General features: G+C 63.2%; 23 protein-coding genes and 1 pseudogene. 14 read left to right on the top strand and 10 right to left on the bottom strand.

The features are described from left to right. Together lysA and lptM are read right to left on the bottom strand one after the other, a co-directional pair. On the bottom strand, positions 1-1,248 hold the full coding sequence (lysA, locus tag PC358_RS20600) for a diaminopimelate decarboxylase (protein WP_033702216.1): 1,248 nt from the start codon (positions 1,246-1,248) through the stop codon (positions 1-3). Positions 1,249-1,257: 9 nt separating this feature from the next. Further along, positions 1,258-1,473 carry an LPS translocon maturation chaperone LptM gene (gene lptM / locus PC358_RS20595; protein ID WP_033702214.1) on the bottom strand — a complete coding sequence of 72 codons (216 nt, stop codon included), beginning with the start codon at positions 1,471-1,473 and terminating at the stop codon, positions 1,258-1,260. Between the two features lie 191 nt (positions 1,474-1,664). Between lptM and cyaY the strand changes: the two genes are divergently transcribed. The 3 genes from cyaY (at position 1,665) to rnk (ending at position 2,754) form a co-directional block, all read left to right on the top strand. Further along, positions 1,665-1,997 (top strand): iron donor protein CyaY, encoded by a 333-nt coding sequence (gene cyaY, locus PC358_RS20590; RefSeq protein WP_033702212.1) that lies wholly within the window; start codon positions 1,665-1,667, stop codon positions 1,995-1,997. A 1-nt stretch (position 1,998) separates the two neighbouring features. Next, positions 1,999-2,211 (top strand): DUF1289 domain-containing protein, encoded by a 213-nt coding sequence (locus PC358_RS20585; RefSeq protein ID WP_033702210.1) that lies wholly within the window; start codon positions 1,999-2,001, stop codon positions 2,209-2,211. Positions 2,212-2,343: 132 nt separating this feature from the next. After that, positions 2,344-2,754 (top strand): nucleoside diphosphate kinase regulator, encoded by a 411-nt coding sequence (rnk, locus tag PC358_RS20580; RefSeq protein WP_033702208.1) that lies wholly within the window; start codon positions 2,344-2,346, stop codon positions 2,752-2,754. A gap of 31 nt (positions 2,755-2,785) precedes the next feature. Here rnk and PC358_RS20575 read toward each other — a convergent pair whose 3' ends face one another. Further along, positions 2,786-5,641, bottom strand: coding sequence for a class I adenylate cyclase (locus tag PC358_RS20575; protein ID WP_033702206.1), 2,856 nt, complete (start codon positions 5,639-5,641; stop codon positions 2,786-2,788). 198 nt (positions 5,642-5,839) lie between these two features. Here PC358_RS20575 and PC358_RS20570 point away from each other — a divergent pair, with 198 nt between their 5' ends. Further along, a complete protein-coding gene (locus PC358_RS20570) occupies positions 5,840-6,295 on the top strand; it encodes a YaiI/YqxD family protein (RefSeq protein WP_033702205.1) in 456 nt (151 codons plus the stop codon). 170 nt (positions 6,296-6,465) lie between these two features. On the opposite strand, the gene elbB is transcribed toward PC358_RS20570, so the two are convergent. After that, complete coding sequence (elbB, locus tag PC358_RS20565; RefSeq protein WP_033702203.1) at positions 6,466-7,134, bottom strand: isoprenoid biosynthesis glyoxalase ElbB; 669 nt, start codon at positions 7,132-7,134, stop codon at positions 6,466-6,468. A 112-nt stretch (positions 7,135-7,246) separates the two neighbouring features. Between elbB and PC358_RS28170 the strand changes: the two are divergent. Next, positions 7,247-7,873, top strand: a pseudogene (locus PC358_RS28170) (sterol desaturase family protein); the annotation flags it as partial. Positions 7,874-8,374: 501 nt separating this feature from the next. Here the strand turns inward: PC358_RS28170 and PC358_RS20555 are convergent. Then, positions 8,375-9,019 carry a DedA family protein gene (locus PC358_RS20555; RefSeq protein ID WP_033702588.1) on the bottom strand — a complete coding sequence of 215 codons (645 nt, stop codon included), beginning with the start codon at positions 9,017-9,019 and terminating at the stop codon, positions 8,375-8,377. 216 nt (positions 9,020-9,235) lie between these two features. Between PC358_RS20555 and ppk1 the strand changes: the two genes are divergently transcribed. After that, on the top strand, positions 9,236-11,485 hold the full coding sequence (ppk1, locus tag PC358_RS20550; RefSeq protein ID WP_033702202.1) for a polyphosphate kinase 1: 2,250 nt from the start codon (positions 9,236-9,238) through the stop codon (positions 11,483-11,485). On the opposite strand, the gene ppx is transcribed toward ppk1, so the two are convergent. Beyond that, the gene (ppx, locus tag PC358_RS20545) at positions 11,472-12,974 is read right to left on the bottom strand and encodes an exopolyphosphatase (RefSeq protein ID WP_033702200.1); all 1,503 of its coding nucleotides are present in this window, start codon (positions 12,972-12,974) and stop codon (positions 11,472-11,474) included. The two genes, ppk1 and ppx, sit on opposite strands and share 14 nt — an antisense overlap. Positions 12,975-13,219: 245 nt before the next feature. Between ppx and trxA the strand changes: the two genes are divergently transcribed. The 7 genes from trxA (at position 13,220) to PC358_RS20510 (ending at position 19,365) form a co-directional block, all read left to right on the top strand. Then, complete coding sequence (trxA, locus tag PC358_RS20540; RefSeq protein WP_033702198.1) at positions 13,220-13,549, top strand: thioredoxin TrxA; 330 nt, start codon at positions 13,220-13,222, stop codon at positions 13,547-13,549. Between the two features lie 228 nt (positions 13,550-13,777). Then, positions 13,778-15,037, top strand: a complete 1,260-nt coding sequence (gene rho / locus PC358_RS20535; RefSeq protein ID WP_003253661.1) for a transcription termination factor Rho — start codon at positions 13,778-13,780, stop codon at positions 15,035-15,037. A gap of 199 nt (positions 15,038-15,236) precedes the next feature. Continuing rightward, complete coding sequence (locus tag PC358_RS20530; RefSeq protein WP_033702196.1) at positions 15,237-15,557, top strand: type II toxin-antitoxin system RelE/ParE family toxin; 321 nt, start codon at positions 15,237-15,239, stop codon at positions 15,555-15,557. Then, complete coding sequence (locus tag PC358_RS20525; protein ID WP_033702194.1) at positions 15,554-15,886, top strand: addiction module antidote protein; 333 nt, start codon at positions 15,554-15,556, stop codon at positions 15,884-15,886. The genes PC358_RS20530 and PC358_RS20525 overlap by 4 nt, the downstream gene beginning before the upstream one ends. A gap of 147 nt (positions 15,887-16,033) precedes the next feature. After that, a complete protein-coding gene (gene ubiD / locus PC358_RS20520; RefSeq protein ID WP_033702193.1) occupies positions 16,034-17,500 on the top strand; it encodes a 4-hydroxy-3-polyprenylbenzoate decarboxylase in 1,467 nt (488 codons plus the stop codon). Then, positions 17,500-18,468, top strand: coding sequence for a CDP-6-deoxy-delta-3,4-glucoseen reductase (locus PC358_RS20515; protein WP_033702191.1), 969 nt, complete (start codon positions 17,500-17,502; stop codon positions 18,466-18,468). The genes ubiD and PC358_RS20515 overlap by 1 nt, the downstream gene beginning before the upstream one ends. A 246-nt stretch (positions 18,469-18,714) precedes the next feature. Further along, positions 18,715-19,365, top strand: coding sequence for a gamma-glutamylcyclotransferase (locus PC358_RS20510; protein WP_033702189.1), 651 nt, complete (start codon positions 18,715-18,717; stop codon positions 19,363-19,365). Positions 19,366-19,459: 94 nt separating this feature from the next. Here PC358_RS20510 and PC358_RS20505 read toward each other — a convergent pair whose 3' ends face one another. After that, the gene (locus PC358_RS20505) at positions 19,460-20,437 is read right to left on the bottom strand and encodes an NADPH:quinone oxidoreductase family protein (protein WP_033702188.1); all 978 of its coding nucleotides are present in this window, start codon (positions 20,435-20,437) and stop codon (positions 19,460-19,462) included. Between the two features lie 157 nt (positions 20,438-20,594). On the opposite strand from PC358_RS20505, the gene PC358_RS20500 reads away from it, so the two are divergent. Then, positions 20,595-20,999 carry a flagellar basal body-associated protein FliL gene (locus PC358_RS20500; RefSeq protein WP_033702186.1) on the top strand — a complete coding sequence of 135 codons (405 nt, stop codon included), beginning with the start codon at positions 20,595-20,597 and terminating at the stop codon, positions 20,997-20,999. Here the strand turns inward: PC358_RS20500 and PC358_RS20495 are convergent, their stop codons facing one another. From PC358_RS20495 to PC358_RS20485, 3 genes are read right to left on the bottom strand one after another with little or no spacing between them, the layout of a single operon-like run. After that, entirely contained in the window at positions 21,000-22,112 is a 1,113-nt protein-coding gene (locus PC358_RS20495) for an ABC transporter permease (RefSeq protein WP_033702184.1), read from the bottom strand. 1 nt (position 22,113) lies between these two features. After that, positions 22,114-24,834 carry a ribosome-associated ATPase/putative transporter RbbA gene (rbbA, locus tag PC358_RS20490; protein WP_033702182.1) on the bottom strand — a complete coding sequence of 907 codons (2,721 nt, stop codon included), beginning with the start codon at positions 24,832-24,834 and terminating at the stop codon, positions 22,114-22,116. Continuing rightward, positions 24,831-25,790, bottom strand: a complete 960-nt coding sequence (locus PC358_RS20485) for an HlyD family secretion protein (protein WP_033702180.1) — start codon at positions 25,788-25,790, stop codon at positions 24,831-24,833. Before PC358_RS20485 ends, rbbA begins: the two co-directional genes overlap by 4 nt. Positions 25,791-25,856: the final 66 nt, after the last annotated feature.

Here is a 25,856-nt window from a genome sequence, read left to right as displayed (position 1 = left end):
TCACTCCGGCAGCAGGCTTTCGCCAGCATACAGTTCGGCGATGGTCTCGCGGCGGCGCACTTCGAATGCCTGGTCGCCGTCGACCAGGATTTCGGCGCAGCGGCCACGGGTGTTGTAGTTCGAGCTCATGACAAAACCATAGGCGCCGGCAGACTGCACGGCCAGCAGATCGCCTTCGGCCAGGTTCAGCTCGCGGTCCTTGGCGATGAAGTCGCCGGTTTCGCAGATCGGCCCGACCAGGTCATAGGCGCGGCCCTGGCCTTCGCGTGGGGTAACCGCGCTGACGCCCATCCAGGCCTGGTACAGGGCCGGGCGGATCAGGTCGTTCATCGCCGCATCGATGATGGCGAAGTCCTTGTGTTCGGTGTGCTTGAGGTACTCGACACGGGTCAGCAGGACACCGGCGTTGGCCACGATGTAGCGGCCTGGCTCGAATACCAGGGCCAGGTCGCGGTCGCCGACGCGTTCGCGGATGGCCTTGATGTAGTCGGCCACCAAAGGCGGCTCTTCATCGCGGTAGCGCACGCCTACGCCGCCACCCAGGTCCAGGTGGCGCAGGTGGATGCCGCAGTCGGCGAGGCGGTCGACCAGGTCCAGCAGGCGGTCGAGGGCATCGAGGAACGGTTCGACGGTGGTCAACTGCGAACCGATGTGGCAGTCGACACCGACCACGTCCAGGTTCGGCAGCTGCGCGGCGCGCACGTAGATGGCTTCGGCGTCAGCGATGGCGATGCCGAACTTGTTTTCTTTGAGGCCGGTGGAGATGTACGGGTGGGTACCGGCATCGACGTCCGGGTTGACCCGCAGCGAGACCGGGGCGACTTTGCCCATCTCGGCAGCCACCACCTGCAGGCGCTCAAGCTCGTCGGTGGACTCGACGTTGAAGCAGTGCACGCCGACTTCGAGGGCGCGGCGCATGTCTTCGCGGGTTTTGCCGACACCCGAGAACACCACGCGATCCGCGCGCCCGCCAGCGGCCAGTACGCGCTCCAGTTCACCGCCGGAGACGATGTCGAAGCCTGCGCCCAGGCGCGCCAGGACGTTCAGCACGCCCAAGTTGGAGTTGGCCTTGACGGCAAAGCAGACCAGGCTGGAAATGCCGTCCAGCGCGTCGGCATAGCTGCGGTACTGGGCCTCGATGTGGGCGCGCGAGTACACGTAGGTGGGGGTGCCGAAGCGTTCGGCGATGGCCGACAGGGCCACGCCTTCCGCAAACAGTTCACCGTCGCGGTAGTTGAAAGCGTTCATCTGATTTCCTTACTGCGCTGGCGACTGCTCGGGCTCGGATTGCAGCTCGGGCTGCTGTTCTTGCGTCTGGGCCGGCTTGGCTTTGGGCTGGTGCTGGTGCGATTTGCGGGTGTCCTTGCCGTCCTTGCCGTCTTCCGGCAGGTAGAGGGGGCCTTTCTGGCCGCAGGCAGAAACGAGGCAGGCAACAGCGACCAGCGCCGCGAGGGAGGAAATCAGGCGCTTCATTGGGTGAAATCCTTTGAAATATGCAGTATTGCGCCCGAGTATACCGAGCGACCGGCGGATTGCCTATGCAAGGGCCGGTCCGCCGGGCGGGCTATTCTTACCGCCTTCAATGGCTAATCTTTGCATTCAGCGCCAAGCGCCCGTATCTTGCCCGGCTTGCCTGTCACGCAGCCAATTTCGAGGTTCCTGCAATGAGTTTGAGCGAAGCGCGTTTCCATGATCTGGTCGACGCGACCCAACAGGCGCTGGAAGACCTGTTCGACGACAGCGACTTGGACCTGGACATGGAAAACTCCGCCGGCGTCCTGACCATCAAGTTCGACAACGGCAGCCAGCTGATCTTCAGCCGTCAGGAGCCGCTGCGCCAGTTGTGGCTGGCTGACAAGTCCGGGGGTTTCCACTTCGACTACGATGAAGAGAGCAAGAAGTGGACCTGCGAGAAGACCGACGAGCTGCTCGGCGAGATGCTTGAACGCATCGTCTGGGAGCGCGCCGGCGAGAAGCTGGACTTCGACGAGATCTGAGATGAGTGAGCAGCCGCGGCCGCCCAAGCCGCTTTACAGCAATGTCAGCACCGCCGTGAAATCGCCGTGCATCAGTGTCTGCCGCCTGGACGAGCAGCGCGTCTGCACCGGCTGTCATCGCCATGTGGAGCACATCCGCGAATGGCGCTCTGCAGATGACCAGCGGCGCCGGCAGATCTGCCAGGAAGCCGATGCCTTGCGCGCGCGGGCTTGAGTATTTGCCCGGCTGTGGTAGTGTCGGGTTATGCGTCGGTGACGCCAAAGCATTCACAAACCCCGCCCTTGGGCGGGGTTTTGCTTTATTTGCCCACAGAAAACCGCCTGTTCAATGGAGTCTGACTGGATCATGAGCACCAAGCCTTCCCTCACCCTCACCCGATTGGACGTACAACGTCTGGAGCGTCTGATCGACAGCCTCGACGAAAGTACGCCGGGTGTGCTCGCCCTGCAGGACGAGCTGGACCGCGCTGAGAAGGTTGTCGGTCATGAGGAAGTACCGGCCGGCGTGGTGACCATGAACTCGCGCGTGCACTGCCGTGAAGAGGCCAGTGGCAAGGATTACCACCTGACCCTGGTGTATCCAAAGGATGCCGGCGGCGAAGGCAAGGTCTCGATCCTGGCGCCAATTGGTTGCGCATTGCTGGGCCTGACGGTGGGCGAGCAGATCGACTGGCCGGCGCCCGGCGGCAAGACGCTGAAACTGAAGCTGGTGGCGGTTGAGTACCAGCCGGAAGCGGCGGGTGATTTCGACCTGTGAGCCTTTGGGGGTGCAAAGCGCCCCCTACTATTCAGAAACCCAGCGCCTGCACCTGCTCCAACCCCTCGTTCAACGCCTGCTCCAGCTCCCGCTTGTAGCGCAGATACAATACGGTCGCCCCCAGCTCGTCCCCCAGTAGCTCGGACAAATCCAGGTCGGTGATGTAACAGCGGTAATGCCCGGCATTGCGCCGTTGGCCGATGATCTGCCGCGCGACCACTGCGTACAGCTGGTCACCATGATCCAGTTCGGAAAACTCCTGTTGGTCACAGTACAAGGTGACCTGCACGGCGCCCGCTGCCCCGGCCTGAATGATGGCCTGGACCTCATAGAAAGGCTGGTCGCTGCCGTCCACCGGCGCCAGGCGCGGCTCGATGCTGCGGGCCTTGCCTGTGCCTGAAGGCAGCAACTGCCCATAGCGGATATCCAGCGAAGCCGCCCCCAGGCTGTCGAGCGGCAGTTGCGCATCGCGGCGCATCAGCACCGAGCGCAAAAAGCGTTGCAGCGGCAGCAGCAAGTGGGCTTCATCCTGCAGTGGCAAGCGTTGCTGCCACAACGCGTTGTACTCATCCAGCACATACAGGTCGGCCCAGTCACCCAACAGGCGATAGAACACCTGGATGCAAGCGGGCCGGCCGCGCTCCAGTACCAGTGGCAGGTCGTGGTCCTGCAGGGCATTGGCGTCCAGGTGCAGCGGGCTGTAGACGCTGCGCTCTTCGCTCAGGCAGTCCAGCACGGCCTCATGGTCGCCCAGGGTCGCCAGGCTGACCTGGCCGGGCAGAAGCTCCAGCACGTGGGTGTGCTGGGCCACCTGCAGCACGTAGCGGTGCTTGGCACCCTGGTCGAGCAGCCGTTGCACCGTGGCGAAAATGTCCTCGACCCGCTGTTCGATGGCCTGCGCGCGGTTGTGGCAGAAGCAGCGCACCCGCAGCCGTGGGCGATGGCCACGCTGGCCGAGGCTGTTGAGGTAGTCGCGCAGGCAGCGCAGCAGCGCGTGCTCGCCGTCGTAGCGCTGCACCAGCACCTCGCTCCAGCTGTTGAGGGTGACCTGGTCGAGCGTCAGCACCAGGTTTTCGCGCACGCCGGCGTAGCTCAACGAGTCGGTGCGCTCGGTGGTCATCAGGATGTTCAGGTCGCGGTGGTGGCGCAGTGGGTCGACGCCGACGTTGACCAGCAACAGGATGTCGTCGGCCACGCTGGGCTGCAGCAGGCGGACTTCGCTGACGGTGGGCAGCGGCAGGTCGATGGCCTGCTGCAGGCTGCCCAGCAGGTTGAACAGTTCGAGCTCCCTGAGATCGCTGGCACCAGGGTGCAGGGCGAAGCGCGTGCTGCTGTCGATCACGCCATTGCGATGGGCCCAGGTCAGTAGTTCGAGCAGTTCGCGGCAGCGTTTGATCGGGCTGAAGTGCTCCACTTCGTGGGTGCTCAAGTTGCCTGTGTACAGTTCCCAGTGATGGCTGCCGGGCTCCTTGCGATTGGGGGCCTGGACCAGGGTGAGGGTGCCCTCGGCCAGGTCCGGGGCAATCCCCGGGTTGATCACCTCGGTCTTGCCGGCTCGGCGTTCGAAGGCGGCATACAGGCGCCGCCCCAGTACATTGAGGTCACGCTGGTCGGCGCGGCTGCTGGCGTTGCGGGTCTGGGCGAACTGGCTGAGGAAGCGGTAGCTGTGGTTCAGTTCGGCCACCAGTTCGCGGCGCTCGACGGCCACCTGGCCGACTTTCCATTGGCTGCGGCTATCGAGCAGGGCCAGTTGGCGCTCGTCCCAGCCCCATTCGTCTGCCAGGCGCTGCAGCAGCTGGCGCTGCCAACCGTTGCCGCGCACCTGGTCGCTGAGTTTCTTGTTCACCTTCAGGTACAGGCTGCGCCTTACCCGTTCGAGGCGTACCGGCTCGCCGCGTTGGTGCAGGTACTGCTCGATGCGCCGGTAGACCATCACGTAGGGGTCCAGCGCGTCGAGGTCGAGCTGGTTGGCGAACACCGCTTGCTTGTAGTCCAGGCTCAGGCAGCGTACGGCGGGGTGCTCACTGGCGTAGGCTTCGGTCAACAGCAGCTTGAGCAGCGATTTGTAAGGCGAGTCGATGCCCTTGAACAGCTGCCACAGCCCAGCACCGACGAACTCGCCGGGCGGGATATGCGCCAAGTTGCCAAGGTCGAGCACGTCCTGGCTGCGGATGAAGCGCTTGCTGAGCAAGGTCTGGGTGTAGGCCTTGTAGTTGTGCTCTTCATACACCGGCACCAGCCACCACAGGGGCGTACGCCCGGCCAACCAGATAGCGGTGCGATAGAACTCGTCGAGCAGCAGGTAATGCTGGGTGGTGCCACAGTCGTCGGAGCCGAGCTGGCCATCCCGCTCGCCTTGAGCAAAGCCTTGTGGGTCGATCAAAAAGAAGTGTGCCTCGGCCCCCAGGCTGGCGGCCCAGGTTTCCAGCAACTGGCATTTGCGCCGAAGCTCGTCCAGCTGGCTGTCGCCCAGGTCAGGCGCGTGGCAGACCCAGAAGTCCATGTCGCTCAGTTCGGCCTGGGCCAGGGAGCCAAGGCTGCCCATCAGGAACAGCCCATGGATCGGGCGCGGTGCGTGCCCCTGGCGAGCCTTGTAGGCAAACGAGCGTGCCAGGCGCTGGGCTTCGGCGACCCGTTCTGCGCCAGGCTCGAAGCCGGCCACCCCGGCAGGGGTGCTGCTCGAGACATAGCCGGGCAGCAGCGGGTGATTGACGTGGAACAGCAGCGGCAACAACGTCAGTACCTGCTGCTGGCGCGTCGACAGCCCCTCTCTCGCACGCTGCAAACGGCCTTGATTGAGCTGCAGGAACCGCGCCCGCAATGTCGCCAGGACCTTGCGGTCGATGCCTTCGTCCAGGTCGGGGCGGATTTCGTGGGGGTGGTTCATTGCACACTCGGGGCAGGCCAGTGGGGCTGCGGCGAGTTTAGCCTGAGTGACGCACTCGGATAAGCGCTAAATGGATGGTTGACGCCATTTTTCAAGCACCGGTATGCCTTGTGCAGGCCAGGCAGCTCCAGCTTTTGCCACGCTTCGGGCATGATGTGAGGCATGAGCGTAGTCTCGCTGATTTAGAGGTGTTTCCCGATGCGTGTATGGATCGATGCCGACGCCTGCCCCAAGCCGGCCAAGGACTTGATCGTCAAGTTTGCCCTCAAGCGCAAACTCGAGGTGGTGATGGTGGCGGGCCAGGCGCAAAGCAAGCCGGCCTTTGCCTGTGTGCGGCTGATCGTGGTGCCCAGCGGCATGGATGCGGCTGATGATTACCTGGTCGACAACGCCGCGCCTGGCGAACTGGTGATCTGCAGCGACGTGCCGCTGGCCGATCGGCTGGTCAAGAAAGGCGTGGCGGCGCTGGACCCACGGGGGCGTGAGTTTGACGAGCGCAACATGGGTGATCGGCTGGCGGCGCGCAACCTGTTCACCGAATTGCGCGAGCAGGGGCAGGTTGGAGGAGGGCAGGCGCCTTATGGCGAGCGGGAGAAACAGGCGTTCGCCAATGCACTGGACCGCATCATCGCGCGCTTGTCCAAGGGCCCCTGACGCGCGCGGGTTCTGGTTTTTGTAGGAGCGGCCTTGCCGGGGCGCCGGACCGGTCGGAAAGGGGCGCGGAGCGGCCCCCTACGTTCTTGCTGGCACCCGAAAACCCGGGGCCGCTCCGCGACCCTCTCGCGACGCAAGGCCGCTCCTACAAAGAGGGTGCAGGCCGGGGGTTACTGGTCGTTCTCGTGGGTCAGTTCCAGCACGCGATCCACCAGCTTGTAGATCCCGCCCGCCGCCTCGCTGATCGACTTCGCCACCATGTATGCCGGGGTCGTCACCAGCTTGCGCTGGGTGTCTTCGACGATATCGTGCACATCGCATTCTTCATGCTTGCCGCCCATTTTTTCCACTGCTGCAGCGGTACCGGCATCGTTGCCGATGGTGCAGACCACACCCGGGCCATAGATTTTCGCTGCCAGCGCTGGCGAGATGCAGATTAGCCCGACCGGCTTGCAGGCGTCGGCAAAGGCTTCGGCCAGGGCCAGCACGTCCGGGTTGACGCTGCAGTTGGCGCCTTCGACGGCAAAGTTGGACAGGTTTTTTGCCGCGCCAAAACCACCGGGCACGATCAGTGCGTCGAAGTCTTCGACATTGGCTTCGCGGATGTCCTTGACCTCACCGCGGGCGATACGCGCCGACTCCACCAGTACATTGCGCGACTCGGGCATTGGCTCGCCGGTCAGGTGATCGATCACATGCATCTGCGCGATGTTCGGCGCAAAGCACTGCACCTGCGCCCCGCGCTGGTCGAGGCGCAGCAGGGTGATCACGCTTTCGTGGATTTCGGCGCCGTCATACACGCCACAGCCTGAAAGAATCACCGCTACTTTTTTTGTCATGCTCATTACTCCAGTGTCGAGGCGCTAAATGTCCTCTAGTTTGGCAGATGTAGCCATAGGGGTTCCCGCAGTTGCGGCCTAATCTTGGTGGATAACGCCTGAGGTCGTTGCCATGGACCTGATACTGCTGGCCGTGCCGTTCTTCTTCGTATTGATTGCCGCCGAACTGGTGGCCGACCGCGTGCGCGGCCAGCGCAATTTCACCTTGGCCGACTCGATCAACAGCCTGAGTACGGGCGCCTTGTCGACCAGTACCGGCCTGCTGACCAAAGGTGTAGGGCTGGTGACCTATGCCCTGGCCTGGGAGCACCTGGCGTTGTTGCGCCTGCCGCAACAGGCGTGGTGGGTGTGGGTGCTGGCCTTTGTGCTTTACGACTTCTGCTACTACTGGCTGCACCGCCTGGGGCATGAGCGCAACGTGCTGTGGGCAGCTCATTCGGTGCACCACCAGAGCGAGGAGTACAACCTCACCACGGCGCTGCGCCAGACCAGCAGCGGGTTCATCTTTGCGTGGGTCTTCTACCTGCCGTTGGCGCTGGTCGGCGTGCCGCCGCTGGTGTTCATCACCGTGGCGTCGCTGAACCTGCTGTACCAGTTCTGGGTGCATACCCGGCACATTCCCAAGCTTGGCTGGCTCGAGTGGATACTGATCACGCCATCCAACCATCGCGTCCACCATGCGCAAAATCCTGTTTACTTGGATCGCAATTACGGCGGCGTGTTCATTCTCTGGGACCGCCTGTTCGGCACGTTCAAGGAAGAAGACCCGGACGAGCCGGTGGTATTCGGGGTGACCACGCCACTGGCCAGCTGGAACCCGTTGTGGGCCAACCTGCAGTTCTATGCCCAGCTTTGGAACGATGCCCGGCGTACCCAGCGTGTGTGGGACAAGCTGCGGATCTGGTTCATGCCCACGGGGTGGCGCCCGGCCGATGTCGCGGCGCGCTATCCGCAGGCCAAGCCGGACCTGGCGCTGTTTCGCAAGTTCGAGGTAGCCCTGGGGCGGGCGCAGCAGGCCTACGTAGCGGTGCAGTTCGTCGTCTACGTGGCCTTGGGCAGCTACTTGATGGAAGTGGCAGAGCGCGTGCCGGGCGCCGCCCTGGTGCTGGGCTGGTCGGTCATGGCCGTGGGCCTGTTCGTGCTCGGCACGCTGCTTGAGAATCGGCCATGGGCCAGGCGCCTGGAGTGGCTGCGGTTGCTGTCGAATGCGCCAGCGCTGTACCTGGCTGGCGCACTGGGTTTAGCGCTGATCACGCCGCTGGGGTGGTTCCTGCTCCTGGTCTACAGCCTGCTCAGCGCCTGCGGCCTGGCCCAGTGCGGCCGCCTTGCGCTCGGCGCGCATGGTGCGAAAGCGCCGGCGCAGCCAGAGCAGGGCGCCAAGCAACAGCAGGCCGCCGAGCACCCATAGCTCGTATCGCTTCACATTACCCAGCAGGCCTTCGAGGATAGCGCCGAAGTGATAGGCCGCAGCACCCAGGGCCAACGCCCAGATGGCGGCGCCGAGGCCGTTGAGCAGCAGGTAGCGGCGCGGCGGATAGCCCGACAGGCCAATGGCCACCGGCATCACCGTGCGCAGGCCATAGACGAAGCGAAAACTCAGCACCCAGATGTCGGGGTGGCGGCGGATGTGGTCCAGCGCCCGATCACCCATGGCCTGCCAGCGCGGCTTGCGTGCCAGAATCTTGCGCCCATGGCGACGGCCCATGAAGTACCACAGTTGGTCGCCAGCATAGCTGCCCAGGAAGGCCACCAGGCACACCAGCTTGATGTCCATGTAGCCGCGGAACGCGAGAAAACCCGCAAGCACCAGGATGGTCTCGCCTTCAAAGAAGGTGCCTAGAAAAAGGGCGAAGTAGCCGAAATCCTGCAGGAATTGTTGAAGCATTTTCTGAGGTGCTGGCGAAATGAACGCGCAGCCTACCCCTTCGCGCGCGTGGATGAAAGTGTCCAAATGTGTCTCGACGTGAACATTTCCTACAAGGACAATGCCTTCGGCCACAAGTCGCAGGCTTGCCAGTGGGTGTAACACAGGCGTCATAATGGCCGCTTATCGTCCCGCTCAATTGATGATAGGGCGTTAACGTCCTCCAGGAACGTCCAGATGAATAATGAAGTGCTCACCCCTGTCGCGATCAAGGACGCCCAGGCCGTCCCCGAAGAGATGGTGCAGACCCCGCCAGACCTGCCGCCAGCGCCAGAGCCCGAGCCAGAACCTGCGCCGGTGGTCGAGGCTGCGGCACCGGCCCCTGCGCCGGCACCAGCGATCGCCGTCCCCGGCCTTGACGACAGCAGCCTGTACATTCATCGCGAGCTGTCGCAGCTGCAGTTCAACATTCGGGTACTGGAGCAGGCGCTGGACGAGAGCTACCCGCTGCTCGAACGCCTGAAATTCCTGCTGATTTTCTCCAGCAACCTCGACGAGTTCTTCGAGATCCGCGTCGCCGGCCTCAAGAAGCAGATCAACTTCGCCCGCGAACAGGCCGGTGCCGACGGGCTGCAGCCGCACCAGGCGCTGGCGCGCATCAGCGAGCTGGTGCACTCCGAGGTGGACCGCCAGTACGCCATCCTCAACGATGTGCTGCTGCCGGAGCTGGAAAAGCACCACATCCGCTTTATCCGCCGCCGTCACTGGACGCCCAAGCTCAAGACCTGGGTGCGGCGCTTCTTCCGCGACGAGATCGCCCCGATCATCACCCCGATCGGCCTCGACCCGACCCACCCGTTCCCTTTGCTGGTGAACAAGAGCCTCAACTTCATCGTCGAGCTCGAAGGCGTCGATGCCTTCGGCCGCGACTCGGGCCTGGCGATCATCCCGGCGCCACGCCTGTTGCCGCGGGTCATCCGGGTGCCTGAAGAGGTCGGTGGCCCGGGTGCCAACTACGTGTTCCTGTCGTCGATGATTCACGCTCACGCCGACGACCTGTTCCAGGGCATGAAGGTCAAGGGCTGCTACCAGTTCCGCCTGACCCGTAACGCTGACCTGGCACTGGACTCCGAAGAGGTCGACGACCTGGCTCGCGCCCTGCGCGGCGAGCTGTTCTCGCGCCGCTATGGTGACGCCGTGCGCCTCGAGGTGGCTGATACCTGCCCGAAACACCTTTCGGATTACCTGCTAAAACAGTTCAGCCTGAGCGAGAGCGAGCTGTACCAGGTCAACGGCCCGGTCAACCTTACCCGCCTGTTCAGCATCACCGGCCTCGACAGCCACCCGCAGCTGCAATACACGCCGTTCACCCCGGCGATCCCCAAGCTGCTGGTGAACGCCGACAACATCTTCAGCGTGATCAGCAAGCAGGACATCCTGCTGATGCACCCGTTCGAGTCCTTCACGCCGGTGGTCGACCTGCTGCGCCAGGCTGCCAAGGACCCGCATGTGCTCGCCGTGCGCCAGACCCTGTACCGCTCCGGTGCCAACTCTGAGATCGTCGACGCGCTGGTGGACGCCGCCCGTAACGGCAAGGAGGTCACTGCGGTGATCGAATTGCGCGCGCGCTTCGACGAAGAGTCCAACCTGCAGATGGCCAGCCGCCTGCAAGCTGCGGGTGCGGTGGTGATCTACGGTGTGGTCGGGTTCAAGACCCACGCCAAGATGATGTTGATCCTGCGCCGCGAGCACGGTGAAATCGTGCGTTATGCGCACCTGGGCACCGGTAACTACCACGCCGGCAACGCCCGTCTGTACACCGACTACAGCCTGCTGACGTCCGACGACGCTCTGACCGAAGACGTCGGCAAGTTGTTCAGCCAGTTGATCGGCATGGGCAAGACCCTGCGCATGAAGAAGCTGCTGCACGCGCCGTTCACCCTGAAGAAGGGCATGCTCGACATGATTGCGCGCGAGACCCAGTTCGCGCTCGAAGGCAAGCCTGCGCACATCATCGCCAAGTTCAACTCGCTGACCGACGCCAAGGTCATCAAGGCGCTGTACAAGGCCAGCCAGTCCGGCGTGCGCATCGACCTGGTGGTGCGCGGCATGTGCTGCCTGCGGCCAGGCATTGCGGGGGTTTCGCACAACATTCACGTGCGCTCGATCATTGGCCGCTTCCTGGAGCACACCCGGGTGTTCTACTTCCTCAATGGTGGCGAGGAGCAGATCTACCTGTCCAGTGCCGACTGGATGGAACGCAACCTCGACAAGCGCGTCGAGACGTGCTTCCCCGTCGAAGGCAAGAAGCTGTTGCTGCGGGTGAAGAAGGAGCTGGAAAGCTACCTGACCGACAACACCCATGCCTGGACGCTGCAGTCGGACGGGCGCTACGTGCGCAGCACCCCGACCGGCAACCAGAACCCGCGCAGTGCCCAGGCGACCCTGCTGGAGCGCCTGAGCAACCCGGTGCTCAACGTACGCTGAGGACGAAACCGACCCGGGCTAGCCACTCCGCCTCGTTGGCGAAGTCGGCCTGGGTCAGCTGGTGTTGCTCCAGCCAACCCTGCGGGAAGACCACTTCGAGGCTGTTGTCGCCGGCTTGCAGCTGCACTTTCGGCATCTGTTGGGTACCACGAATGTGGTGGAACAGGATGGCGAAGCGCAGCAGCACGCACAGGCGAATCAGCTGCACGCCTTCATCGCCGAACTCGGCGAATTTGTCTCTGGGGATGTTGCGGCGATGGCCGCGCACCAGCAGGGCCATCATCTGCTGGTCCTCGCGGGAGAAGCCTGACAGGTCGGAATGTTCGATCAGGTAGGCGCCGTGCTTGTGGTAGTGGTAGTGGGCAATGTCCAGCCCAACTTCGTGCACTTTCGCCGCCCAACCCAGAAGATCGCGCCAATTTCCGTCTTCCAGCTTCCAGGCTTTGGCCACTTGGTCGAAGGCATGCAATGCCTTGCGCTCGACGCGCGCGGCCTGGCCTTGGTCAACGTGGTAGCGCTCCATCAATGAGTTGAGGGTGCGCTCGCGCACGTCTTCGTGATGATGGCGGCCAAGCAGGTCGAACAGCACGCCTTCGCGCAGGGCGCCGTCGCAGTGATCCATGCGTTGCAGCTCGAGGGCATCGAAGATCGCCTCGAGAATCGCAAGGCCAGCCGGGAAGATAGTGCGCCGGTCTGGCTTGACCCCGTCGAAGTCGATCTTGTCGACCTCACCCAGCTTGAACAGCTTGCGTTTGACCCACGCCAGCCCCTCGGCGTTGACCTCGCCATTGCCCAGGCCACTGGCCTTGATGGCTGCGCCGATGGCACGAATGGTGCCGGACGAGCCGATGGCTTCGTCCCAGGTCAGGCGGTGCAGGGCGTTTTCGATGCTCATCAGTTCCAGGCGTGCGGCGGTGTAGGCCTGGGCATAGCGCGCCGGGGTGATCTTGCCGTCGCGGAAGTAGCGCTGGGTAAAACTGACGCAGCCCATCTGCAGGCTCTCGCGCAGCAGCGGCTCGAAACGCTGGCCGATGATGAACTCGGTACTGCCGCCGCCAATGTCGGCGACCAGGCGCTTGCCCGGATTGTCGGCCAGGGTGTGGGAGACGCCCAGGTAGATTAGGCGGGCTTCCTCACGGCCGGAAATCACCTCCACCGGGTGGCCGAGAATGGCCTCGGCGCGCTGGATGAATTCGTTACGGTTGCGCGCTTCGCGCAGTGCGTTGGTGCCAACGATGCGCACGGCGCCCGCAGGCAGGCCGTTGATCAACTGGGCGAAGCGCTTGAGGCAATCGAGGCCTCGTTGCATGGCTTCTTCGCTGAGCTTGCGCTCTTCGTCGATGCCGGCGGCCAGCTGAACCTTTTCCCCCAGCCGTTCGAGAATACGGATCTCGGTGTGGTGGGCCTTGGCCACGACCATGTGAAAACTGTTGGAGCCAAGGTCGATGGCGGCGATCAGAGACAGGTTCTTCGCGTTGGTATGCGGCATGATCTGGATGTTCTCGGTCGTTAACCTGGCAATCGTGCCACGATACGGGGCTGTCGCCAACGCGTGGCACGCCAAGGCTTGATGCAAGGCAATGTGCCATTCGATGTTATGACACACGTATGACAGTTTTCGATTCGCGGCGTCTTGCACAACTATAGTTACACTCAATCGTCTGTGACTTCCTGTAGCCAGCCTCTGCGGCTATCATGGGTCACGTTTTTTTGCTTACGACCCTGGAGATATCCATGAGCAGCGATCTGATCAAACACGTCACCGACGCGGACTTCGAAGCCACCGTACTGCAGGCTCAAGGCCCGGTGCTGGTCGACTACTGGGCTGAATGGTGCGGCCCATGCAAAATGATCGCTCCAGTCCTGGACGACATCGCCAGCACTTACGAGGGCAAACTGACCGTCGCCAAGCTGAACATCGACGAGAACCAGGAAACCCCCGCCAAGCACGGCGTGCGTGGCATCCCAACGCTGATGCTGTTCAAGAACGGCAACGTCGAGGCCACCAAGGTCGGCGCACTGTCCAAATCGCAATTGGCCGCGTTCCTCGACGCCCACCTGTGATGTGAAAAAGCCCCGGAAAAACCGGGGCTTTTCTTTTCCAACCCACTAGACGTCGAAAAAAGCAAGTGTTACATTCGGCCTCGCACTGCTTCTCCAGTGCCCCCTGCACGCCGTCGCCGACGCACTCCTAATTAGAATCTGTGCGCGATCCTATCGCCTTCTAGCGGCGCGGCTTCATTAAGCCAGAAGCTTAATCCTCCCTTCATACATGATTACGTCACTCCCCTTATGAACCTGACTGAACTCAAGCAAAAGCCGATTACCGATCTGCTGGAAATGGCCGAACAGATGGGCATCGAAAACATGGCCCGTTCGCGCAAACAGGACGTGATTTTCGCCCTGCTGAAAAAGCACGCGAAAAGCGGCGAAGAGATTTCGGGTGACGGCGTGCTGGAGATTCTCCAGGATGGTTTCGGTTTCCTGCGTTCGGCTGATGCGTCCTACCTGGCCGGCCCCGACGACATCTACGTCTCGCCCAGCCAGATCCGCCGTTTCAACCTGCGTACCGGCGACACCATCGTCGGCAAGATCCGCCCGCCGAAGGAAGGGGAGCGTTACTTCGCCCTGCTGAAGGTCGACACGATCAACTTCGATCGCCCTGAAAACGCGAAGAACAAGATCCTGTTCGAAAACCTGACGCCGCTGTTCCCCAACAAGCGTCTGAAGATGGAAGCCGGCAACGGTTCCACCGAAGACTTGACCGGCCGTGTCATCGACCTGTGTGCACCGATCGGCAAGGGCCAGCGTGGCCTGATCGTCGCCCCGCCGAAAGCGGGTAAAACGATCATGCTGCAGAACATCGCGGCGAACATCACCCGGAACAACCCCGAGTGCCACCTGATCGTCCTGCTGATCGACGAGCGCCCGGAAGAAGTGACCGAAATGCAGCGCACCGTGCGCGGCGAAGTGGTTGCCTCGACCTTCGACGAGCCGCCGACCCGCCACGTGCAGGTTGCCGAAATGGTGATCGAGAAGGCCAAGCGCCTGGTCGAACACAAGAAGGATGTGGTCATCCTGCTCGACTCCATCACCCGCCTGGCGCGTGCCTACAACACCGTGATCCCGAGCTCCGGCAAGGTCCTCACCGGTGGTGTCGACGCCCATGCCCTGGAGAAGCCGAAGCGCTTCTTCGGTGCCGCACGTAACATCGAGGAAGGCGGTTCGCTGACCATCATCGCCACCGCGCTGGTTGAAACCGGCTCGAAGATGGACGAAGTGATCTACGAAGAGTTCAAGGGTACCGGCAACATGGAGCTGCCCCTGGACCGTCGCATCGCCGAGAAGCGTGTGTTCCCGGCCATCAACATCAACCGCTCCGGCACCCGCCGTGAAGAGCTGCTGACTGCCGACGACGAACTGCAGCGCATGTGGATCCTGCGCAAGCTGCTGCACCCGATGGACGAAATCGCCGCCATCGAGTTCCTGGTCGACAAGCTCAAGCAGACCAAGACCAACGACGAGTTCTTCTTGTCGATGAAGCGCAAGTAAGCTTCGCTGCATCATACAAAAAGCCGGGGAAACCCGGCTTTTTGCTGCTTGTCACAAAAGATCGTTAGCCAGCCCCCTGAACGCAGGCCACCATGCTGCCTGCGGCCACTGAAGGTATCTTGCCTTGCGCCGTATCGAGCCCAAACGACCGGGCGGGTGATAATTCGACATGGATTGTCTTTTATAAGGTACAGTGTGGATGTACACAGTTCATCACGTTCTATCCGTCAACGGCGTGGATCTCTACCAGGCATGGTTAAACACCATTCGCGACACAAGGGCGAAAGCACGAATTACCACGCGAGTGGACCGAGCAGAGCAGGGCCATTTCGGCGCGACCGAGCCAGTGGGTGATGGCGTGTTCGAGATGAAACTGGATTTTGGGCCAGGCTACCGCATCTACTACGCCACTCATGGGCGGAAGATTATTTTCCTGCTCGGCGGCGGCTCGAAAGACAGGCAGCAGGCAGATATCGACCAAGCCAAGGCGCTTTGGCACAGGCAAAAGGTAAAGCTATGACCGGCACGCGCTCGCATGAAGAAAGTGTCCTCGAAATGCTCCGTAACGACGAAGCCTTCGCCATCGATTACCTCTCCGTGGCGCTTGAGGAAATCGATGAGCCTGGTGGCGCTGCAGGTTTTCTGACGGCAGTCCGGCGTGTGGCTGAAGCGCGTGGCGGCATGGGTAATCTTGCGCTGGCCACCGGGCTTGCTCGCCCCAATCTCTATCGGGCGTTGTCAGCGGACGGTGACCCAAGGTTATCCACCGTATTGAAGGTGCTGCAAGCACTCGGAATAGGGCTGTCTAAGGTGGTCTCGCATAGTAGTGAACAGCACCACGGTGGTTGACCCACCCGGAGTGCGGCCCAGGTTACATCGCGTGCCGGGTATCCAGAGTCGGTGAGACTGTGCGCGGCCCAGACTCCCTTGGCCATTTTGCCCTCTTAGGCGCTACACTCTGCACCCCGACCGATACGGCCAACACGAGGCTCCTGCATGCAGTATCGCGACTTGCGCGACTTCATCCGTGGCCTGGAACAGCGCGGCGAACTCAAGCGCATCCAGGTTCCGATTTCTCCCGTCCTGGAAATGACCGAGGTCTGCGACCGCACCCTGCGTGCCAAGGGCCCGGCGTTGCTGTTCGAGAAGCCCACCGGCTACGACATCCCGGTGCTGGGCAACCTGTTCGGTACGCCAGAACGGGTGGCCATGGGCATGGGCGCCGAGTCGGTCGAAGAACTGCGCGAAATCGGCAAGTTGCTGGCCTTTCTCAAGGAGCCCGAGCCGCCGAAGGGCCTGAAGGACGCCTGGTCGAAACTGCCGATCTTCAAGAAGGTCGTGTCGATGGCGCCCAAGGTGGTCAAGGATGCCGTGTGCCAGGAGGTGGTGGTCGAAGGTGACGACGTCGACCTCGGCCAGCTGCCGATCCAGCATTGCTGGCCAGGCGATGTGGCGCCGCTGATCACCTGGGGCCTGACCGTGACCCGCGGCCCCAACAAGGACCGCCAGAACCTGGGTATCTACCGCCAGCAGGTCATCGGCCGCAACAAGGTCATCATGCGCTGGCTGAGCCACCGCGGTGGCGCGCTGGACTACCGCGAATGGTGCGAGAAGCACCCCGGCCAGCCGTTCCCGGTTGCCGTGGCGCTGGGCGCAGACCCGGCGACCATTCTTGGGGCGGTGACGCCCGTGCCGGATACCCTGTCCGAGTACGCCTTCGCCGGCCTGCTGCGTGGCAACCGCACCGAGCTGGTCAAGTGCCGTGGCAGCAACCTGCAGGTACCGGCCACCGCCGAGATCATCCTCGAAGGGGTGATCCACCCTGGCGAAATGGCGCCCGAAGGCCCCTATGGCGACCACACCGGTTACTACAACGAAGTGGACAGCTTCCCGGTGTTCACGGTCGAGCGCATCACCCACCGGCAGAAACCGATCTACCACAGCACCTACACCGGCCGCCCGCCCGATGAGCCGGCCATTCTCGGGGTGGCGCTGAACGAAGTGTTCGTGCCGATCCTGCAGAAGCAGTTCCCGGAGATCGTCGACTTCTACCTGCCGCCGGAAGGTTGTTCGTACCGCATGGCGGTGGTGACCATGAAAAAGCAGTACCCAGGCCACGCCAAGCGCGTGATGCTGGGGGTGTGGTCGTTCCTGCGACAGTTCATGTACACCAAGTTTGTTATCGTCACCGACGACGACATCAACGCCCGCGACTGGAATGACGTGATCTGGGCCATCACCACGCGCATGGACCCCAAGCGTGATACGGTGATGATCGACAACACCCCGATCGACTACCTGGACTTCGCGTCGCCGGTGTCGGGGTTGGGATCGAAGATGGGCCTGGATGCCACCCACAAGTGGCCGGGCGAGACTACACGCGAATGGGGGCGGGTCATCGTCAAGGACGAAGCCGTCACCCGCCGTATCGATGAGCTGTGGGATCAGTTGGGAATAGATTGATGCAGGTAACGTTGCAGCCGTCCGGGGCAGTGCTGGCGCTCGAACCCGGGGAACGGATCCTGGATGGAGCGCGGCGGCTGGGCTATGACTGCCCCAACAGCTGCCGCAATGGCAATTGCCATGTCTGCGCCGCTTTGCTGGTAGAAGGGAGCGTCCGCCAGAACGGCGAAGTACGCGACCATGGCGAGCTGTTCACCTGCATTGCCGAACCGCTGGAGGATTGCGTGTTGCTCTGGGATGGTGTGCTCGCCCTGGGCGAGCTGCCAGTGCGCAAGCTGGCGTGCAGCGTGAGCGAATGCGTCGACGTCGGGGGCGACGTCTGGCGCGTGCGCCTGCGTGCGCCTGCGGGCAAGCCGCCGCGTTATCACGCCGGGCAGTATCTGATGATCGAGCGTGAAGGCGGCAAGCAGGCGGCGTTCTCCCTGGCCTCGGCCCCCCACGGTGGGCGTGAGCTGGAGCTGCACGTGCTGGCGCGTGAACCCAGCGCACTGCAGTTGATCGAGCAATTGCAGCGCGATCGCCTGGCACGTATCGAACTGCCGTTCGGCGATGCGCACCTGGCCGAGCTGCCAGACGGCCCGCTGGTGCTGATCGCTGCCGGTACGGGGATGGGCCAGATGCACAGCCTGGTCGAGCACTGCCGCGCCCAGGGTTTCAAGCATCCGGTACACCTGTATTGGGGTGTGCGCCGGCCCGAGGATTTCTACCAGATCGAGCACTGGGACCAATGGCAGCACTTGCCCAACCTGTTCCTGCACAAGGTCGTCAGTGACCTGTGCGGGTGGGAAGGCCGGTGCGGCATGCTGCACGAGGCGGTTTGCGAAGACATCCCTGACCTCAATACCGTGCATGTGTATGCCAGCGGCTCGCCCAACATGGTCTATGCCACCCTCGATGCGCTGGTCGAGGCGGGCATGGATGCGCACCGCATGCGCGCGGATGTATTTGCCTACGCGCCGCGTGGCTAATAACCGAAGTTTGAACCACTGGGTATAAGGCGGTAATTGTTACCGCCTTGGCTAATAACTTTCACCCGGCTTGAAACAATGCGCTCCAACCGTCGGAAGTTCGCGTGAAACTTTAGCTGCGGGGCTTGAGTATTGGCCTGTTTATATCCTAAGGTTAATCCAGACACCTTGGGTGCGGGGCGCAGGCCCTGGCACACAGCGACGCTCGCTACGACTGTAGTTCACGGGGAATAATGGCGGCAGCTTATGTCGGCACTTCAACAGTTATCCTGGAATAGTTCTTACCCTCCGGCGCTCGATTTCGGCCAGCAATTGACCCGCGAGCAATTGATCAACTCCATGCACACGACCATGTCACGCCATGAAGGCGGGCCGGTGTGGTTGTTTGCCTATGGCTCGTTGATCTGGCGCCCGGAGTGCAGTTCGGTTGAGCGTCAGCGGGCGCGGGTGCATGGGTACCACCGTGGGCTGTACCTGTGGTCGCACGAGCACCGTGGCACGCCGGAAATACCGGGCCTGGTGTTCGGCCTGGACCGTGGCGGGTCGTGCAGCGGTTTTGCCTATCGGCTGGATGAAAGCAACCTGGATGATTCGCTGATGGCGCTGTGGCAGAGGGAGATGCCTTACCCGGCCTACCGCCCGCACTGGCTCAGTTGCCGGTTGGGGGATGGCAGCAAGGTGCAGGCCTTGGGTTTTGTGCTGGAGCGCCACTTGCCGTGCTATGCGGGGAATCTGCCAGATACGCTGCTCAGCCAGATCCTTGCCAGTGCCAAGGGGCGGTATGGCACCACGCGCGAGTACGTGGAGCAGACCTTGAACGCATTGCGCACTCACCAGATGCCGGATCGCAACCTGGAGGCGCGGTTCAGGCGCTGCCATAACCTGCGCGAAGTTTGAGCAAGACAGTTGCTCAGGTTCTCTGCGGTCTTCAGGTTGTGGGAGCGGGCTTGCCCCGCGAAGAGGCCGGTGCTGCCAACCCAGTTGTGATGCCTTATCGGGTTAGCACCACCAACTTACCCACCGCCTTCCTCTGCCCCAATTGCTCGATAGCCGCCCCAGCCTCGGCCAGTGGATAAGTCTTCGACACCAACGGTTTCAGTTTGCCTTCGGCATGCCAGGCAAACAGCTGGCTGAAGTTCGCCGCATTGTCCTCCGGCTGACGCTGTGCAAACGCCCCCCAGAACACCCCCAGCACCGCAGCGCCCTTGAGCAGCACCAGGTTCGCCGCCATCTGTGGGATGGTGCCGCTGGCAAACCCGACCACCAGTAACCGTCCATTCCAGGCCAGCCCGCGCACGGCCTGGTCGAACAGCTCGCCGCCCACCGGGTCGTAGATCACGTCCGCGCCCTGGCCGCCGGTCAGGCGCTTTATCTCGTCCTTGAGGCTGGCCTGGCTGTAGTCAATCAGCTCGTCGGCCCCGGCAGCCTTGGCCACAGCCAGTTTTTCAGCGCTACTGGCCGCGGCGATCACCCGGGCGCCCATGGCCTTGCCTATTTCCACTGCCGCCAGGCCCACACCGCCAGACGCCCCCAGCACCAGCAGGGTTTCACCGGGCCGCAGTTGGCCGCGCTGCTTGAGTGCATGCATCGAGGTGCCGTAGGTCATGCCAAAGGCGGCAGCGGTCGTGAAGTCCATGCTTTCGGGGATCGGCATCACGTTGTAGAAGGGCACCGCGACCTGCTCGGCGAACGCACCCCAGCCCGTCAGCGCCATGACCCGGTCGCCGACCTTGAACGCCCCGGCCTTTTCGCCGACTGCGGCGACCACCCCCGCTGCTTCGCTGCCCGGGGAAAACGGCAGCGGTGGCTGAAACTGGTATTTACCTTCGATGATCAGGGTGTCCGGGAAGTTGACGCCTGCGGCCTGTACCTCCAGCAGGAGCTCGTTCTTCTTCGGCACGGGGCTGGCGACGTCTTCCAGTACCAGGTCGCGCGCCGGACCCAGGGTTTTGCACAACACAGCTTTCATCGGGGCTATTCCTTTGCGGGTAATGGCCGATAAGTGTAGGAGGGCCACCTGCCGGGTCAACGAGCATGGCCCACCCTGATGGGCCGGCATAAGCCTGGGCTTGGGTTTGAGCGGTGTGCTGGGTAAGCTGGCGCCAATTGTATTGAGGAGCGAATTCGTGAAAGCGTGGATCTTGATGGTGCTGGCCCTGATGCTGCCAGTGGCGGCCATGGCCGAAGAGGCCAAGGAAGGGCAGCCAAAAGTCGCCTACATCACCCTGAGCCCACCCTTTGTCGGTAACTACGCGCTCGACGGTGGCCCCAAGCTGCGCGTCTACAAGGCTGACGTGGCCCTGCGCGTGACCGGTGATGAGGCCGCCAAGGCGGTGAAGCATCATGAGCCGCTGATCCGTAACCAGCTGGTGGCGCTGTTCACCCAGCAGACGGTAGACAAGATGAGCAACGTCGAGGCCAAGGAGCAACTGCGCCAGGAAGCCCTCAAGCAGGTGCAGCAGGTAATGGAAGCGGAAGAGGGCAAGCCGATTGTCGAAGACCTGCTGTTCAACAACCTGATCGTGCAGTGATCAAGAGGCCAGGCTGCGCCGAAAGCGCGCCAGTGCCACGCTGAAGAACACCAGGCCGATCACGGCCAGGGCCAGGATATCTGGCCATACCACGGCCAAGCCGGCGTCGCGGAACAGAATCGCGGCGCCGAGGCTGACGAAATGCGTCGACGGCGAACCTTGCATCACCCATTGCAACCACTGCGGCATGCTGTCCAGCGGCGTGCTGCCGCCCGACAGCAACAGCATCGGGATGATCACCGGGATCGCCAGCAGGCCGAACTGAGGCGTCGAACGCGCCAGGGTGGCCAGAAAGATGCCCAGCGCGGTGCTGGCGAACAGGTACAGCGCCGTCACGCCCAGAAACAGCCCCATGGAGCCGGACAACGGCACGCCGAGGGCGCCCTTGACCACCACGATCAGCGAGATCCAGGTGCAAAGCACCACCACCAGTGCGTTGCTGGCGATTTTCGCCAGCATGATTTCCAGCGCGGTCAACGGCAGCACCAGCAAGTGATCGAGCGTGCCGTGTTCGCGTTCACGCAACAACGCGGTGCCGGTGAGGATGATCGCCAGAATCGTGATGTTGTTGATGATCTGGATCACCGCCAGAAACCAGCCGCCCTCGAGGTTGGGGTTGAACAATGCCTTGGGGTTGATCAGCACCGGGCTCTGCGTGGTGGTGCGCTGGGTATAGTCGAGCAGCTCACGTTCGAAGATCCGGCCGATGTAGCCGGCACCCATGAAGGCCTGGCTCATCGCCGTGGCGTCGACGTTGATCTGCAGCTCCGGCGACCGCCCGGCCAGCAGGTCGCTCTGGAAATTTACCGGCACATTGATCACGAAGGTGTACTGGCCACTGTCCATGGCCTGGTCCAGGCGGTCCGGAGGCAGAGGCACGGCAGGCTGGAACTCGGGCGGTTGCAGCGACTCGGTGAGTTTGCGCGAGAGCAGGCTGTGGTCTTCGTCGACCACGGCGACACTGGCGTTGTGCACGCCGATCACCGAGCCGGCCGCAGGCATGTAGATCGCCACGCTAAAGGCATAAAGCAGAAACAGCAGCAGCACGCTGTCATGGCGCAGGCTGGTGAGTTCTTTCAGGCCCAGGCGCAGGGTGTGGTTCAAGCGCGACATGTCAGGCCTCCTGCTTCTTGAGCATGATCAGGCTCAGGCCGGTGAATACGGCAAAGAAACTCAGCAGGATCAGGCACTGCGGCCACAGCTCGCGCAGGCCCAGCGCTTTGGTGAAGGTGCCGACCGCGATGTCGAGGAAATACCCGGCCGGGAACAGCTGGCCCATCACCGCCGCAGCGCCGTCGAGCGACGAGCGCGGCACGATCAGCCCGGAAAACTGAATGGTCGGCAAGCTGGTGATGATCATGGTGCCCAGAATGGCCGCGATCTGGGTGCGGGTGAACGCCGAAATCAGCAAGCCCAGGCTGGTGGTGGCCAGCAGGTAGGCCACGCCGCCACAGGCCAGGGCCAGCACGCTGCCCTTTAGCGGCACGGCGAACAGCCAGCGGTTCATCGCCACCAGCAACGCCAGGTTGACCAGGCTCACGGCCACGTAGGGCAGCTGTTTGCCCAGCAGGAACTCCAGGCGGGTGAGGGGCGTGGCGTAGAAGTTGGTAATGGAGCCGAGCTCTTTCTCGCGGACAATGCCCAGGGCGGTGAGCATGGCTGGTATGAAGGCCAGGATCAGCGCCATCACCCCGGGGCCGATGGCATTCACGCTGACCACATCCTGGTTGTAGCGAAAGCGTGTTTCCAGGCGCACCGGTTCCTGGCGCTGCACCGGTTGCGGGCTGTAGGCGGCAAGCTGTTCGAGGTTCGCCTGGTGCACGGCTTCCACGTAGTTACGGCTGGTTTCCGCACGAAACGGCATGCCGCCGTCCAGCCAGGCCGCCACGACCGGCTGGCGCCCGGCGTGCAGGTCGCGGCCAAACCCCGGTGGGATCTCCAGCGCCAGTTTGATTTCGGAGCGCTGCAAGCGCTGGTGCATCTCGCGAGTATCCCGGATCGGCGCCTGTTCGGCGAAATAGCGCGACCCGCGAAAGGCCTCGAGGTAGGCGCGGCTCTGCGGGCTCTGATCCTGGTCGTGGACGGCGAAGGCGAGGTTCTCCACATCCAGCGAGATGCCGTAGCCGAAGATCACCATCATGAACACGGCGCCGAGCAGGGCAAAGGCCAGGCGCACCCTGTCACGCAGCAACTCCTTGCCCTCCCGGCTGGCCACCGCCAACAGGCGGCGCAGGCTGAAGCCCTGGCGCAACGGCGGTGTGGTCGCTGCTGCCTGCTCCAGTACCGCGTTGCCCGGGGCCTGGGGGCCGGCCTCCTGGGCCTGTTCCAGGCAGCGGACGAAGGCGTCTTCCAGGGTGTTGCCGGCGTAATGGCGCTGCAGGGCGTCGGGTGTGTCGCAGGCCAGCACCCGGCCGGCGTGCATCAGCGAAATGCGGTCGCAGCGCTGGGCTTCGTTCATGAAGTGGGTGGAGAGGAAAATGGTCACGCCCTGCTCGCGGGACAATTCCACCAGCAGCCGCCAGAAGTCGTCCCGGGCGGCAGGGTCGACGCCAGAAGTCGGCTCGTCGAGGATCAGCACTTCAGGGCGATGCAGCACCGCGACCGCCAGCGACAGGCGCTGGCGCAGGCCAAGGGGCAGGGCGCCTGACGGCTGGTCGGCGAAGCTGCCCAGGTCGAAGCGTTCGATCAGTTCGCTGATGCGCTGCGCGCTTTCGGCCTTGGGCAGGTCGAACAGGCGGGCATGCAGCGTCAGGTTCTGGCGGGTGCTGAGTTCGCCATACAGCGAGAAACTCTGCGACATGAACCCCACCCGCTTGCGCGTGGCCAGGTCGCTGGCATCCACCGGGCGGCCGAGCAGGGTGGCGCTGCCCTCGGTGGCGGGCATCAGGCCGGTGAGCACTTTCATGGTGGTGGTCTTGCCGCAGCCGTTGGAACCCAGGAAGCCGAAAATTTCCCCACGGCCAATGGCGAAGCTGACCTTGTTCACTGCGGTGAAATCGCCAAAGCGCAGGGTCAGGTCGTGCGCCTCGATGGCAACCGGGCCGTCATTGGTCGGGCGTGGCGGGATGCTCAAGGGTGCGTGTTGCGTGCTGCCTGCGCCCTGGTAATGGGTAAAGGCGTCGTCCAGCTTGCCGCTGGGCGTGACGGCGGCCAGTACCTGGCTGGGGCCTGCGGCAATCAGCTGGCCGCCATCGAGCATCAGGCAGTGCTCGAACTGCTCGGCCTCTTCCATATAGGCGGTGGCCACCAGCAGCGTCAATTGCGGGCGTTGCGCACGTACCTGCTCGACCAGCTCCCAGAAGCGCCGGCGCGACAGGGGGTCGACCCCGGTGGTGGGTTCGTCGAGGATCAGCAGGTCAGGCTCGTGGATCAACGCGCAGCACAGGCCCAGCTTCTGCTTCATGCCCCCCGACAGCTTGCCGGCCGGGCGCTCGGCGAAACGTTGCAGGTCGGTGGCTTGCAGCAGGTTGGCCATGCGCTGGTCGCATTCATCACGGCCAAGGCCAAACAGGGTGGCAAAAAAACGAATGTTCTCGCTGATCGACAGTTCGGGATACAGGTTGTTGCCCAGCCCTTGCGGCATGAACGCCACTTTTGGGTACAGCGCCGCGCGATGGCGGCGCTGACGGATCGAGCCGCCGAGCACCTGCAGCTCACCCTGTTGCAGGCGCTTCACGCCGGCGATCAGCCCGAGCAGGGTCGATTTGCCGGCCCCGTCGGGGCCAATCAGTGCACAGCGCGTGCCTGCAGGCAGGCTGAAGCCCAGCGTGTGCAAGGCGACCAGGCCGCCATAGCGGTGGCTGATACCCTCGGCCAGCAGTGCCGGCGCGTTCATTGCAGGTTGGCCGGCCAGTCCACATCAGCCGTGCGCACGTAGCCAGCACCCGGCATGCCCGGCTTGGCTTGAGGCACGGCGCTTGGGTCGATCAGGCGCAGTTTGACGCGAAACACCAGCTTCTGCCGTTCGTCACGGGTTTCGACCTGTTTCGGGGTGAACTGTGCCTTGGCCGCAACAAAGGCCACCTTCGCCGGCAAGGCCTGCTCTGGCAAGGCGTCGAGGACGATGCGTGCCTGATCGCCAACGGTCAGCCGGCCGCTGGTGGAGGCCGGCAGGTAGAGGTTCATGTACTGGTCGCTCGGGTCGATCAGCATCAGTACCCGGCCGCCAGCACCCAACACCTCACCCGGTTCGGCCAGGCGCAGCTGGATGATGCCGTCGATGGGCGCGCGCAGGCTGCTGTCGTCGATCTCGCTGGTGAGCTGCGCCACCTGGGCTTGGGCGGCGCCGATGGCGGCCTTGACTGCCGCCAGCTGGGCACGTGCCGCGACAACTGCCGCGTTGGCCGTGTCGAAGCGGGCCTGTTGCTGGTCGAGCAACTGCTGGCTGGCGTACTTGCGCTGGAAGATTTCGCGCACGCGCTTGAGCTCCTGGCCAGCCAGCAGCAGTTCACTTTGGCGCAGTTGCACACTGGCCTGGGCTGCCGCGTAGTTTTCCCGCGCGCGCAGCACTTCGGCCTCGGCCTGGTTGCGTTGGGCCTCCATGGTACGGGTGTCGATACGGGCCAGCAGCTGGCCGCGGACAACCTTGTCGCCTTCGTCGACCCGCACTTCGGCCAAGCGCCCGGGGACCTTGCTGGCAATCTGCACTTCGGTCGCCTCGAGACGGCCGTTGCCCATGCTCAAGCCTTCCGGCAATTGGTCGTGCAGCGACTTCCAGTAACCCAGCCCTGCAGCGGTCGCCAGTAAGGCGATCAACGCGGTGGCGAAGACCCTGGGGGCATATCGATTCATCAGTCAGCATCCTGCTCAATGCACGCCCCTATCGTGGCGTGTGGCTATCCATGGCGTGTTGATATC

The organism is Pseudomonas capeferrum (genome assembly GCF_000731675.1).
Classification (GTDB): domain Bacteria; phylum Pseudomonadota; class Gammaproteobacteria; order Pseudomonadales; family Pseudomonadaceae; genus Aquipseudomonas; species Aquipseudomonas capeferrum.
The sequence above is the reverse complement of the archived record's forward strand: the minus strand, read 5'-3'. Positions and strand labels throughout refer to the sequence as shown.